Source organism: Amycolatopsis sp. NPDC059657, from assembly GCF_042734395.1.
Classification (GTDB): domain Bacteria; phylum Actinomycetota; class Actinomycetes; order Mycobacteriales; family Pseudonocardiaceae; genus Amycolatopsis.
This window is the reverse complement of the sequence record NZ_JBHWEB010000049.1, coordinates 9,528-22,300: the sequence shown is the minus strand read 5'-3', so window position 1 is coordinate 22,300 and position 12,773 is coordinate 9,528. Positions and strand designations below refer to the sequence as shown.

Sequence of the window (12,773 nt, the reverse complement as noted above, 5' to 3'; positions counted from 1 at the left end):
CGCGGGCCGGTGACCTGTGCTTCTTGATTCCTGATCGGTCTCAGCAGGGCTTGACGGCGAAGTCGTACTTCGCGCGGACGATGCCCCTCGAGGCATCGGCGAGCAGGAAGCTCCGCTTGGCCGGGTCCGAGGTGCTGACCCGTAACTCCGCGTTGATGTTCAGGTTGCGGCTGTCACCGCACGGGGAGTAGACGATCTCGGTGGGGTGCGGCCGGTAGTCCGTGCGCCATTCGTCGGTCAGCGGGCCGGTGAACGGGAAGTTCAGCGCGACGGTCGGCGACGTGCCCTGGAAGTACAGGCTGACCCGGTGCAGCGCCGAAGCGCCGGCCTCCAGGTGGGCGAAGCCGGTGTACGTGGTGCCCGCGAGGCCGTAGGTGTAGCCGGGCGGCAGGCTCACGCGGACGTTCACCTGGCAGTTCTTGCGGGAGTCGACCGGGTTCGCTCCCCCGCCCGCCTGCGCGAAGAAGGCGCGGTAGGACACGCTGAACGTGTTGCCGCCCGCCGAGGTCTCCGCGGTGCCCGCCGGGCAGCCCGAGCCGTTGACCGTCACGACCTCGACCCGCGCCGGGATCTCGTCCGTTCCGGTGACCGGGATTACCGCTGAAGAAACCGCCAGGAAAGTTGCCGCAGCCGTGGTGAGCATGAGGAGCCTCTCTGGATCCGTGCGTGGTGACGGCGGTAGCACGGAAAACGGTATCGGAAGGCGCAGCGGCGAGACTCCGCCAGACGGCGGATACGCCGCTGCGTCACTCATCCGGCCAGCGCACCGCCGAGGATGACGGCGCGCACGGTCCTCGTGTTGGCGATGTCGTCGAGCGGGTTCGCTTGGAGGAGAACAAGATCCGCTGTCATGCCGGGTGCGATGGCACCGAAGCGGTCCTCGACGCCGAGGAAACGGGCGGGTGCGACGGTCGCCGCGCGCAGCGCTTCCAGCGGGGTCAGCCCGGCGCGCACGAGCAGGCCCAGCTCGTCATGCAGGCTGTGGCCTGGCACGAACGTGTCGGTGCCCGCAAGTAGCGGAACTCCTGCCCGGTGCAGCTCGCCGACCAGGCGCAGGCTGTGCTCGAACACCTCCTGCTCCCCCTCGCCCGCCTGCCAGGAGCCGACGCGAGCCCATGCGGGGCGCAGCGCCGGTTCGATGTCCGGCAGGTAAGGGGCGAGCGGGAATTCCGGGGTGCCAGCCGTGGCCTTGGCGTGCAACACCGCCAGTGTCGGCACATGCCAGGTGCCGTGCTCGAGGAAGACCTGGCACAGCGCGGCCAGCCGAGCCGGGTCATGGGTGGTAGCGGCCAAGTGGTTGAGCCTGCCGAATTCCGCGAACATCGCCGCCGGATCACTGGGGTCCAATGTGGACAGACCGGAACGGATCTCCGCCTCACGCGAAGAGGTGCCCAGCGCCAGGCCGTCCAGGTGTTCCACGCTGCGCTGTCCGGAGACAGCGGCCGTCTCGATCGGCACTTCGAACGGCACGTGACCGGCGAAGGGGAAGCCCGAGGCCGCGATGGCGGCATAGGCGTCGGCGGGCAATCCCGAGTACACCTTGAGGAACTCGGCGCCGTCCGCGACGCACCGGACCACGGCCGCCTCGGCGTCTTCGGCCGTCGCCAGCGCGAGCGAACCGGGCCTGCTCGGCCTTGGCCCGTCGAGGATCGGGCTGGCGAACACCATCCGGGGTGCGAGCCAGTCACCCCCGCGCAATCTGGCCCGCCACTCGGCGTGCACGGGCGCGCCGCCCATGTGCCGGATGCCGGTGACGCCGCGCGCGAGGAACTTCGGGAGGGTGGACTCGTCGAAGGTATGGACATGCATGTCCCACAATCCGGGCAGCGCGACCAGGCCCGCGCCGGGAAGCACTTCCGCATCGGGAACTCTCAGCGCGGCGCCGACCCGCGCCACGCGGCCTTCGGTGATCAGGATGTCTTGGCGAGTGGTCACGGAGCCGGTCACGGGGTCGAGCACATCGACCTCGGTGACCAACAACGGCTTACGAGCACGGAAACCGGCCAATTCGGGAATCGCACGAAACTCTGTCATGCCCTCCCAGAATAACATCGCGCTCCACGAGGGTACGTGCGCCGGGGCGAGTGGTGACTCTGCTGCGTCCAACGGAGCAGAGTCACCACTCGCGCACATTTATCGCGCCGGAACGAGGGGGATCCCCTCGCAAACATGGCGTGCCTCGGCCCAGTGCGGGACCTAGCCGTGCCAGACCGGCGTCGGCGTGAGCGTTGCGACCTGGCCGGTCCGCATGAACGCCACGTTCGCAACGTTGAGCGTCGCGGAAGCGCCGTTCACGTCACGCGAGTCGAGCAGGCGGGACGCCCTAAAGTCGAGCCCATGGATGAAGCTGAGAAGCCCTGCGTGTTCTGTGAGATCGCGGCGGGCCGCGAGGGGGACGGGCGCGTGCTGTTCGAGGACGAACGCACGATCGCGTTCCTCGACCACACCGCCGTCACGCCGGGGCACACCCTTGTCGTGCCGAGGATGCACGCCGCGGACATCTGGGAGATCTCGGCGGACGACGCGGCCGCCGTCATGCGGACCGTCCACTCGGTGGCCGCCACGATCCGGGAGGCGCTGCGGCCGGATGGCCTAACTTTGTTCCAGGCCAACCGATCCGCCGGGTGGCAGGATGTTTTCCATCTCCATGTCCACCTTGTGCCCAGAGCGGCCGGTGATCATCTGGTCAGGCCGTGGGTCGCCACCGCGAAAAGTGACGCGGAGCTGTCGGCCGTGCGCAGCCTGCTCGTGACCGGCCGTCGGACCCCACTCGAAGCGTGAGATGTCACTTGACAGCGGGACACCCCGACTGCAGAATTAAATAGGAAAGTTTCTTTACTATTTGAGTGCGCCCGCATCGTCGCGGATCCGATCGAACTGGGGGAACAGTTCACGGCATTCCGTCCTCAGTGGACAGCGGATGACTCCCCCTTGGTCGTGCACTCCACCAAAGAAGGAAGTCCGCCGCTGTGACGCGTCCCGAGCCTGCCCTGCTTCGCGCCAGAATGGCCGTGGTGGCCGTTTTCTGGCTCTGCGGGCTGATCTGTGCCATCTGGAGCGCGTCGCTGCCCGCGATCAACGCCCGGCTACACCTCGGCGAGGGCCGAATCGGGCTGGTACTGCTGCTGACCGCGCTCGGTTCGATGGCGTGCATGCCGGTGGCGGGCAGGCTGGCCGACGTCTGGTCGAGCCGGGCCGTTTTGCGTGTGATCGCACCGATCGCGGCGCTCGCACTGCTCGGCCCGGCACTGGCGCCGAGTTTCCCGATGCTGCTGGTGTCCGCGTTCGTGCTCGGCGGCACGCTCGGGTCACTGGACGTCGCGATGAATGCGCAGGCCGTCGAGGTCGAAACCCGGTACGGGCGCTCGATCATGTCGACGTTCCACGGCGTGTGGAGCCTGGGCGGTGTGGTCGGCGGCCTCACGATCACCGTCGGCTTGCATCTCGACACGAGCGGCACCGCGCTGATGATCGGCGCAAGCACGGTCGCCGCGATCATGTTCCTCTTGCCTGGCAAGCATTTGCTGACAGGCAAGGCACAAAGCAAGAAGAGCGGTGAGCCGGTCGCCTCGTCCGGCGGCCTGCCGACGCTCACGATCATGCTGCTCGGACTGGTCGCGCTGGCCGGATTCGTCAGCGAAGGCGCGGGCTACAGCTGGGCCTCGCTGCACGCCGAGGAAATGCTCGGCGCGGACCCGGCGACGGCTTCGTTCGCGTACACCGTGTTCGCCGCCGCGCTGACCGTCACCCGCCTTACGGCCGATCGGCTTAGGTCGAAAGTGGACCCGGCGAGCTGGATGCGGCTCGCGGGTTCGGTCGCGGTGCTGGGTTACGCGCTCGTGCTCGTCGCGCCGCTGCTCCCGAGTGGACGGTTGGCGTTCGGGCTGGCCGGCTGGGTGGTCGTCGCGGCCGGGCTGGCGACCGTCGTACCGGCGATCTTCAGCGCCGTCGGCGCCGGTGGCGCGAACGTCGGGAGAGCGCTTTCTTGGGTGACCACCATGGCGTACGCGGGACAGCTGGGCGGACCCGCCGTCATCGGCCCGCTCGCCGATGTCACGTCGCTGGGCGTCGCCATGCTCGTGCCAGGCCTGCTCGCCGCGGCGATCGCCATCGCCGGGCCGATCGCCATCCGGCGTACCACCGCCAAGCAACTCGTGGCCGTTTAGTTCGGCTGAACATCACTGGGGGTAAGGAATCGATGCTGTATGCCGGAATCAGCTGGACCGCTTCGGGTTTCGAGGTCGCGGTCGTGGACGGGAACGGGCGCGGTGACCGGCCCGCCGTGCGGTTCGCCGCCGACCGCAGCAAGGAGATCGCGTCCTATCTGAAAGGCCTCGGCGGCCCGGTGACCACGGTCGTCGACAGCACCAACGGCATGCTGGACGGCGGTTTCATGGCCGCGGGCCTGGACATGTACCGCGCCGACCCGGAAATCCTCCCGCCACGGCCGGATTTCGGCTCGGTACCGGCGGCGGAACTGGCACGCGCGGCCTGGCGTGACCCCGCTTCCGTTGTGCGCCTGGTTATCGAGTCGGGCTCGCTGACCGGGCGGCTCGACGAACACCACGCGGCGATGGAGTCCAGCGCCGAAGCACTCGCCGCGCTGACGGCGACCGGGCATTCGCTGGAACACGGCGACCGGACGCGGAACCAGATCGCGCTCACGTTCGACGACGGCCCGCATCCTCCTTACACCGGACGGATTCTCGACGTCCTCGAGTCCTACGGCGTGCCAGCCACCTTCTTCTGCGTCGGCCTCAACGCGGGCGCGCGCGGCGAAGACCTGAAGCGCATGGTGGAACAAGGCCACGGCATCGGCAACCACACGTGGTCCCATCCTTATCTGCCGGACCTCTCCACGACCGAACTGGCCGATCAGCTCAACCGCACCGGCGACGTGATCGCGGCGGCCGCCGGCACGACGCCCGCTTTCTTCCGCCCGCCCTACGGATCGCGGACGCCCACGGTGCTCCGCTCGCTGGTTAACCTCGGCACAAGGCTCGCGCTGTGGGACGTCGACACCGAGGACTGGGCGATGCCTGGACCGGAAGTGATCGCGCAAACCGTGTTGCGCCAGGCGAATCCCGGCTCCATCGTGCTGATGCACGACGGTGGCGGCGACCGCTCCCAGACCGTCGCCGCCCTGCCCGCTGTGATCGAAGGCCTGCTTGCCCGCGGACTCGAGTTCGTCCGCGTCGAAGACCTGATGACCCTCTCGACAGAAACGAGATAGCGATGCACCCGATCGAGCTTGCGGAGACCCACGTCGGACCGAGCATGCTGCGCAGGCTGGCAGCGGCATGGCCCAAGCGCGCGACCATCCGCACGGACATGGCCGGCGTGATCAACCCCGGCGAGTACGACCCCAGCCTGCTGGACTACCCGCTGCACCTGATGCCGTTCTCCAACCACCCGCGTTTCCTCGAAGCCTCGGAAGAGCAGAGGCTGCTGGTCAACACGCTGGCGTGGATCGCCTACAACGAACGCGTCATCGCCGCCGAAGAACACGTGGCGAACCCGACGTTCGAGAAGCTCGCGCACGGCGTGTTCCCTGGCGTCGACCGGTACGAGGTCAAGGAAGTCGTTCAGCAGTCCCACATCGACGAGGTGTGGCACACCTACATGCACATGATGGCGATGCAGCGCACCCGCGAGGCACGCGAGATCAGCCTCGAGGACTCCTTTGTGGAGCCCGTGACGAACCGCAGGCTCTACGCGCTGGCCGAGAGCATGGACGAGCAGTGGCAGCGTGACCTTCTCTATCTCATGTGGACGGTCGTCGGCGAGGTCAGCATCAACGCCTTCCTCGACCTGCTGGCAGGCGACAAGTCCATCCAGCCGATGCACGCGCTCATCGCCAGGCTGCACGCGCGTGACGAGGCGGCGCACGGCCCCGTGCTGGCCGAGCTGATGAAGGAGATATACCCGAAGCTGGAGCCGGAGCGGCAGGAGTTCTTCATCCGGTACCTACCCGAGGCGATCACCGCGTTCGGCGCCGAGGACTACGAGCTGTGGCCGCAGGTGCTCCGCTTCGCAGGCATCGAGCACGTCGACGAGATCATCGCGGATTGCCGCGCGCAGGAAGACGGCGAGGTCATGATGAACGACTTCGCGACCGTGCGGCGGCTGCTCAAGGACCTCGAGATCGAAGACAAGGTGAAGTACGACTTCGTGACGGCCAAGGGCGGCTCGAAATGATACTGACGGGACCGGAGATCGCCGAGTCGGTGACCGACGGCCGGATCGCGATTTCGCCGTTCAACTCCGACCAGGTCAACCCGAACAGCTACAACGTCAGGCTCGGCGGCACGCTGATGTCCTATCGGGACAAGATCGTCGACTCCTACCGTCCGAACCCGACCAAGACGATCGAGCTGCCCGAAGACGGGTACGTGCTCCAGCCGGATCAGCTCTACCTCGGGCACACCGAGGAGCGCATCGGCTCCGACATCTACGTCCCGTTGCTGTTCGGCCGGTCGTCGGTCGGCAGGCTCGGGCTGTTCGTCGAGATCACCGCGCCGATCGGGGACATCGGCTTCCACGGCCAGTGGACGCTCATGCTCTCCCCCGTGCAGCCGCTGCGTGTCTACCCCGGCATGAAGATCGGCCAGATCATGTTCTTCGTGTCCTCCGGCGAGATCGACCTGTACGCGGGCAAGTACCAGTCCGCGGTCGGCCCGCAGGAGTCCCGCTACTGGCGCGACCGGGTGGCGGTCGCCTCGTGATCCTCACCCGCAAGGCGATCGAGAAGGCGCTGGAGAGCGGGGACATCGTGATCGACCCGTTCGAGCCGGAACGGGTGTCCCCCAACGCCTATGACTGGCGCCTCGGCGAGAAGATGCGGGTGTTCGACGCGGACCTGGACGCGGCCAGGTCGACGCCGTACACCGAGCTGGTCATCCCGCCGGAGGGCCTGGTGCTCGAACCGGGGCGGCTGTACCTGGGCGTCACGCACGAGCGGACGCATTCCGAGCGGTACGCGCAGATGATCAACGGCGATCACACGATCGGCGGACTCGGGATCTGGGTGCATGTCTCGGCGCCGCTCGGGCACGTCGGGCACGCGATCAACTGGACGCTGGAGATCAGGGTCGCCAGGCCGGTGCGGGTCTACCCGCTGATGACCTTCGGCAAGATCATCTTCCTGGTCGCGCACGGGTCGCTGGCGAGCTACCAGAGCATCGGCGTGAAGTACACGAGCACGGCCGGGATCGACATTTCCCGGCTGTACGAGGAATTGTCGTGACGACACTGACGGGAATCGACCTCCCGCCGGGCAGTCCCGGCGGGAGCGTCGAGCTGCTCAAGGATCTCTATCTCGGGCCGGAAGCGCCGATCAGGGCCGAGGTCTTCATGCTCGGATCGGGTACGGGTAAGCCGGAATTGCTCGATGTGCCGGGAAAGCAGCTCGACGGACCAGGATTCTGGTCCTATGTGGATGCTCTGGCCTTCGCGCTGCGCGAGCGTTTCGACCCGGCGGGATTCGACGCGGTGCACTGGCAGCATTTGAGTTTCGGTGCCACGCCCGCGTTGCTCCGCGCGTTCCCCGATCATCCGAGGATCGCGCTGGTGCACGGCACCGATCTGCTGTTCGCGGCGGATCATCCCACGCAGCGCGATGTGCTGCGCGAGGCGGGCGCGGCGGCCGACGCGGTCGTCGTGCCGACCTCGGCGATGGCCGACCTGCTGCGCACGGTCACCCCGGTCGAACCGAAGCGGATCGTCCACGTGCCATGGGGAATCCCCGATCGGCTGCTGCACTCGCCGCCGCCACGGCCCGAGACACGGGACGGGTTCCGCGTGCTCTACGCGGGGCGGCTGACGGCGGAGAAGGGCGCGGCCCAGCTGATCGCGAGCCTGACCGGGCTGCCCGGCGTGACGTTGTGCGTCGCGGCGCCCGAGCACGAGTTCGCCGCTTTGCCGGTGGACACCACGGAGGTCGACTACCTCGGCTGGTTCGATCGGCCCGCGTTGTGGGAGGCCTTCGCGCGGCATGACCTGCTCGTCGTGCCGTCGACGACGCTGGAGGCGTTCGGGCTGGTCGCGGTCGAGGCGCAGGCGTGCGGCCTGCCCGTGGCGTACCAGCCGGTGCCAGGGTTGGACGAGGTCCTGGGTGACTCGGCGCTCCGGGTCGCGCAGTCCGCACTCGCGGACACCGTCCGGCTGCTGGCCAAGGACGACGACGCGCTGACGGACCTGCGCGCGGCAGGTCTGCGCAACGCGGCCCGCTTCCCGCTGTCCCGTACCGCGGCCGAATTGGACGCGCTGACCGCCGAGGTGCGCCGGTGATCGCCCAGCGGGGGCTGTTCGCCGGGCCCGATCCGGTCATCAGCAAGGATCTCTACGCCCAGGCCGTCTCGGGCAGTGCTTGCCGCGAGCGGTCCACGCTCACGGTGGAGCCCGCGTCGAAGGTCTCGGGCAACACCTACTTCGGGCGGTTCCCGGCGAGCTACTGGCAGCGCTGGACCACAGTGGACACTGTCGAGGTCTCACTGGAGGCCAGTGGTTCGGGCACGATTTCCTTGCTGGCATCCGATTTCGAGGGCGAGCCGCGGGTGGTGACCGCGCGGGTCGTCGGCGATGAGACGGTCTCGCTGAGCGCTCCGCTCGATCGGTTCGTCGACGGCGGCGCGATGTGGCTGGAATGGGAAACCGAGCCAGGCCAACGACTTATCGTCGAAGATGTGCGCTGGACGGTTCCGGCGACGGAGCGGTCACGGCTGACGGCGGTGACCATCTGCACGATGAACCGTCCGGCCGACTGCCTCGCCACGCTGACCGCGATCGAGAGTGACAGCCTGGCTTCGGATGCACTGCACTCCATCTACGTCGTCGATCAGGGGACCGACAAGGTGCGGGCCGATGGCGTGTTGCCGGGCAAGTTGCGGTACCTGACGCAGCCGAACCTGGGTGGCGCGGGCGGGTTCACGCGTGGCCTGTACGAGGTCGCGGACGAGAACGTGAACATGCTCTTCATGGACGACGACATCGTGCTGGAGCCCGATCTGATCGTCCGGATGACCGCGTTCTCGGCATGCACCGCGGAACCGCTGATCCTCGGTGGGCAGATGCTGAACCTGTTGCACCCCACGCGTTTGCACGCGGCGGCCGAGTACACCGACCTCGACGGCATCCGGCCCGGTATGCCGATCCGGCACAGCCTGCACGCGGTCGACCTGCTGGCCACGGATCCGGCCACCGGCAGGCCGTACCGGCAGGAGTTCCGCGTCGACGCCGGGTACAACGGCTGGTGGGCCTGCCTGATCCCGTACGAGGTGGTCAAGGAGGTCGGCTATCCACTCGCCCTGTTCTTCCAGGGTGACGACGCCGAGTACTCGTACCGGGCGCGGGAACACGGATTCCCGACGGTGACGCTGCCGGGTGCGGGCCTGTGGCACACCGACTTCCCGTGGAAGGACACCGACGAGCTGAACCGGTACTTCATCCTGCGCAACTACACGATCATTTCGGCGCTGCACGGTGACTTCCCGGTCCTGAAGATCGCCGGGACGCTGCTCGCCGAGCTGGTCCCCTACCTGCTGGGCATGCAGTACGGCGCTGCGGCGACCTTGATCCAGGCGGTGTCTGACTTCCTGGACGGACCGTCCATTCTGGATGATGGCGGGGTTTCGGCGCTGGCTCGGGTCCGCGAGCTGCGCGCCCGCTATCCGGAGACGGTCGCGCATCCGCCGACGGCCGCGCCGGGACTCGCGTCGAACGACATCGTGATCAGCGAGCCGGGCTTCCTCGACCGGCTCGCGCTCGGGCCGTTGCTCGGCGTGCATCGGCTGGCGCTGGGGTCGGTCCCGGTTTCGGAGGCCACATGGTGGCGGGTCGGCGCGCTGCGCACAGCGGTCGTGACCGACGCGTCCCAACGCGGGGTCCGAGTCCGGACGTACGACCGCTCACACCTGATTCGCCTGGCGTATCAGGGCGCGCAGGTGCTCACCCGGTTCATCCGCGACGGCTCGGCCGTCCGCGAGCGGTACCGCGCGGCGCTGCCGCAGCTGACCAGCCGGGCCTCGTGGTCCGGATTGTTCTCGAACGAAGGACTGATTCCATGACGCCCTTGCTGGTGGCGACGGACCTCGACGGCACGGTGGTGCGCCCGGACGGCAGCATCTCCGAGCGAACGGTGTCGGCGTTCGCGCTGGTCGAAGAGTCGGGCGCCGAATTCGTGGTCGCCACCGGGCGGCCGCCCCGGCTGGTCGACGAGATCGCCGAGAAGTTCGGCAACCGTGGCCTCGCGATCTGTTCCAACGGCGCGTACCTGTACGACATGCACGCCAGGAAGGTCGTCGAGGAGTACGCCATCACGACGCCCGACCTGGCCGAAGCGGTCGCCAGGCTGCGTGCGGCGATCCCCGGCATCGGCATCGCCGTGGAGCACGCCGACCGGCTGGTCGCGGACTCGCTCTACGAGCCATGGGAATGGGACCGCGGCGCGACGATCGAGCGCGCCGACGACGCGACGTTGCTCAGCCTGCCCGCGCCGAAGCTGCTCGGCCGTCACCCGTCGCTCTCCGCCGACGAGCTACTCGAGCTGGCCAAACCGGTGCTGGACGGGCTCGTCGCCGCGTACCACTCCAACGGCTCGCGCCTGGTCGAGGCCATCGCGATCGGCGTGAACAAGGCCGCCGCACTGGCCAGGCTGGCCGAGCGGGGCGGAGTGGCGGCTTCGGACGTGATCGCGTTCGGCGACATGCCCAACGACCTGCCGATGCTGTCGTGGGCCGGCACCGCGTACGGCGTGGCCAACGCGCACCCCGACGTGCTCGCGCTGGTGGACCACGTGATCGGCAGCAACAGTGAAGACGGCGTCGCCGTCGTACTCGAACAGCTCTACGCGAAGGAGACCTCCGTTGTCGGTGAATGAGCTCGACCGGCTCGTCAACGCCTGCCTGCTGGCCGGGTACACCGGGGCCGAACCCCCGTCGTGGGTGCACTCGGCGCTGGCCGAGGGGCTCGCAGGCGTCACCCTGTTCCCGTCCAATCTGGACGGTGGCAGGCAGGCCGTACTCCGGCACACCCGCGCGCTGCGGCGGACCGCGCCCGACGCGCTGATCGCGCTGGACGAGGAGGGCGGTGACGTCACCCGCCTCGACTACGAGACGGGCAGCGCGTATCCGGGCAACCTGGCACTTGGCGAGATCGACGACCTGGCGCTGACCTCTGGGGTCGCCGCGGCCATCGCGGCGGACCTGAAGGCCTGCGGGGTCAACCTCAACCTGGCCCCGTCGATCGACGTCAACAGCGACCCCGACAACCCGATCATCGGCGTCCGGTCGTTCGGCGCACGGCCGGACCTGGTCGCCGCGCACGGCGCCGCGTTCATCGAGTCCATGCAGGACGGTGGCGTGTCCGTCTGCGCCAAGCACTTCCCCGGCCACGGTGCCACGGTGACCGACCCGCACCAGTCATTGCCCATTGTGGACTGTTCCGTCTCGGTATTCCGCGAGCGCGAGCTGGCGCCGTTCGTGTCGGCGATCAAGGCGGGCGTCCACGCGATGATGACCGCCCACGTGCTCTACCCGGCGCTCGATCCCGACAACCCGGCTACTTTGAGCCGCCGCCTGCTGCACGACCTCGTCCGCGAGGAGCTGGGCTACAACGGCGTGCTGCTGTCCAGCGCGATCGCCATCGAGGCGGGCCAGGGCAATCCGGACATCGGCGCGGTGGCGGTCCGGGCGTTCCAGGCGGGCTCCGACCTGCTGCTGCTCGGCCCGACGGACGGCCCGGAGCTCGTGGACGCCATCCGTACTTCGGTGACCGAGGCCGTCCGTGCAGGCACGCTTTCAATCGAGACGCTGGAAACCGCGGCGGCGCGAGTGTCCACTTTGCGCGCCCAGGCCGCTCCGCGTGACCTCGGGCTGGAAGCCGCGCGGCGCGCGCTGCGCGTCGACGGACCGGTCACGTTGACCGCTCCCGCGGTCGTGGTCGAACTGCGGGCGGGTGGGAATGCGCTGGGTGAAGCCCACTGGAGCCTCGCCGACCGGTTGACCGAGCTGGGCGCGGCCCAGTCGACGGTGCTCGTCAGCGAGGGCGATCCGGTGGACTTGCCGTCGGCCGACCCGGTGGTGCTGGTGGTCAGGGACGCTTACCGGACCCCGTGGCAGGCGGCTTGGGTCGCCGAGGCTTTGGCCGCCCGGCCTGACACGATCGTGGTGGCCGTCGGCATGCCGGACGACGTGACTCCGCAGGTCAAGGCCAGTATTCGGACCTACGGGGCGGGCGCGGTCAACATCGAGGCGGCGGCGGAACGGCTCTCTGGGCGGAATCTGGGCGGCGCGTCCTGATACTGGCGCGCATGACCAAAGCAAAAGTCGCAGGGGTAATGGCAGGCACGTTCATGCTGATGGGCTTCGGCGCCGAAATGGCATCGGCGGCCCCGGTCGAGGCCGCGGCGCCCGCGCCCGCGGTCCGCATCATGAGCGACGGCTGCACGAAGGTCCCGGACTCCTTCCTCGGCGCGAACTTCAAGCCTGCCTGCGACACGCACGACCGGTGCTACAGCCGCAGCAGCACCACCAGCAGGCTCGAGTGCGACAAGCGCCTGTTCACCGATCTCAAGAAGGCCTGCACCTCGAAGTTCGGGAAGTTCAACCCGCTTCGCTACGAGTGCGTCAAAATGGCGGGCGTCTACTACGTCGGCGTCCGCGAGCTCGCCCGCTCCCACTACCACGGCAAGGGCGACCCCACGTAAAGCCTCGTGAGTGGTTCGGCCGGGTAGAAACGGCCCTGCCACACACGACCCCTTTAAGCAGTGGTCGGGG

At 68.4% G+C, this 12,773-nt stretch carries 13 protein-coding genes; 11 read left to right on the top strand and 2 right to left on the bottom strand.

Going from position 1 to position 12,773, the window contains the following annotated elements:
* Window positions 1–40 precede the first annotated feature (40 nt).
* Window positions 41–643, bottom strand: coding sequence for a DUF4360 domain-containing protein (locus ACFV15_RS25450; RefSeq protein ID WP_378353100.1), 603 nt, complete (start codon window positions 641–643; stop codon window positions 41–43).
* A 107-nt stretch (window positions 644–750) separates the two neighbouring features.
* Complete coding sequence (locus ACFV15_RS25445; protein WP_378353099.1) at window positions 751–2,034, bottom strand: amidohydrolase family protein; 1,284 nt, start codon at window positions 2,032–2,034, stop codon at window positions 751–753.
* Between the two features lie 303 nt (window positions 2,035–2,337).
* Between ACFV15_RS25445 and ACFV15_RS25440 the strand changes: the two genes are divergently transcribed.
* From ACFV15_RS25440 to ACFV15_RS25390, 11 genes are all read left to right on the top strand, one after another.
* On the top strand, window positions 2,338–2,781 hold the full coding sequence (locus ACFV15_RS25440) for an HIT family protein (protein WP_378353098.1): 444 nt from the start codon (window positions 2,338–2,340) through the stop codon (window positions 2,779–2,781).
* Between the two features lie 233 nt (window positions 2,782–3,014).
* Window positions 3,015–4,166 carry an MFS transporter gene (locus ACFV15_RS25435; RefSeq protein WP_378353097.1) on the top strand — a complete coding sequence of 384 codons (1,152 nt, stop codon included), beginning with the start codon at window positions 3,015–3,017 and terminating at the stop codon, window positions 4,164–4,166.
* 32 nt (window positions 4,167–4,198) lie between these two features.
* A complete protein-coding gene (locus ACFV15_RS25430) occupies window positions 4,199–5,233 on the top strand; it encodes a polysaccharide deacetylase family protein (RefSeq protein WP_378353096.1) in 1,035 nt (344 codons plus the stop codon).
* Window positions 5,234–5,235: 2 nt separating this feature from the next.
* A complete protein-coding gene (locus ACFV15_RS25425; RefSeq protein WP_378353095.1) occupies window positions 5,236–6,198 on the top strand; it encodes a diiron oxygenase in 963 nt (320 codons plus the stop codon).
* Entirely contained in the window at window positions 6,195–6,725 is a 531-nt protein-coding gene (gene dcd / locus ACFV15_RS25420) for a dCTP deaminase (protein WP_378353094.1), read from the top strand. Before ACFV15_RS25425 ends, dcd begins: the two co-directional genes overlap by 4 nt.
* On the top strand, window positions 6,722–7,246 hold the full coding sequence (locus tag ACFV15_RS25415; RefSeq protein ID WP_378353093.1) for a deoxycytidine triphosphate deaminase: 525 nt from the start codon (window positions 6,722–6,724) through the stop codon (window positions 7,244–7,246). The genes dcd and ACFV15_RS25415 overlap by 4 nt, the downstream gene beginning before the upstream one ends.
* Entirely contained in the window at window positions 7,243–8,289 is a 1,047-nt protein-coding gene (locus ACFV15_RS25410; RefSeq protein ID WP_378353092.1) for a glycosyltransferase family 4 protein, read from the top strand. The genes ACFV15_RS25415 and ACFV15_RS25410 overlap by 4 nt, the downstream gene beginning before the upstream one ends.
* Window positions 8,286–10,064, top strand: a complete 1,779-nt coding sequence (locus ACFV15_RS25405; RefSeq protein WP_378353091.1) for a glycosyltransferase — start codon at window positions 8,286–8,288, stop codon at window positions 10,062–10,064. Before ACFV15_RS25410 ends, ACFV15_RS25405 begins: the two co-directional genes overlap by 4 nt.
* Window positions 10,061–10,876, top strand: coding sequence for an HAD family hydrolase (locus ACFV15_RS25400; protein ID WP_378353090.1), 816 nt, complete (start codon window positions 10,061–10,063; stop codon window positions 10,874–10,876). The genes ACFV15_RS25405 and ACFV15_RS25400 overlap by 4 nt, the downstream gene beginning before the upstream one ends.
* Window positions 10,869–12,296 (top strand): glycoside hydrolase family 3 protein, encoded by a 1,428-nt coding sequence (locus ACFV15_RS25395; protein ID WP_378353145.1) that lies wholly within the window; start codon window positions 10,869–10,871, stop codon window positions 12,294–12,296. Before ACFV15_RS25400 ends, ACFV15_RS25395 begins: the two co-directional genes overlap by 8 nt.
* An 11-nt stretch (window positions 12,297–12,307) precedes the next feature.
* Entirely contained in the window at window positions 12,308–12,703 is a 396-nt protein-coding gene (locus tag ACFV15_RS25390) for a phospholipase A2 (RefSeq protein ID WP_378353089.1), read from the top strand.
* The last annotated feature ends 70 nt before the right edge of the window (window positions 12,704–12,773 follow it).

Coding starts and splice junctions, on each gene's coding strand:
- ACFV15_RS25400 (WP_378353090.1), top strand. CDS start 10,061: ATGACGCCCTTGCTGGTGGCGACGGACCTCGACGGCACGGTGGTGCGC.
- ACFV15_RS25440 (WP_378353098.1), top strand. CDS start 2,338: ATGGATGAAGCTGAGAAGCCCTGCGTGTTCTGTGAGATCGCGGCGGGC.
- ACFV15_RS25390 (WP_378353089.1), top strand. CDS start 12,308: ATGACCAAAGCAAAAGTCGCAGGGGTAATGGCAGGCACGTTCATGCTG.
- dcd (WP_378353094.1), top strand. CDS start 6,195: ATGATACTGACGGGACCGGAGATCGCCGAGTCGGTGACCGACGGCCGG.
- ACFV15_RS25430 (WP_378353096.1), top strand. CDS start 4,199: ATGCTGTATGCCGGAATCAGCTGGACCGCTTCGGGTTTCGAGGTCGCG.
- ACFV15_RS25445 (WP_378353099.1), bottom strand. CDS start 2,034: ATGACAGAGTTTCGTGCGATTCCCGAATTGGCCGGTTTCCGTGCTCGT.
- ACFV15_RS25425 (WP_378353095.1), top strand. CDS start 5,236: ATGCACCCGATCGAGCTTGCGGAGACCCACGTCGGACCGAGCATGCTG.
- ACFV15_RS25450 (WP_378353100.1), bottom strand. CDS start 643: ATGCTCACCACGGCTGCGGCAACTTTCCTGGCGGTTTCTTCAGCGGTA.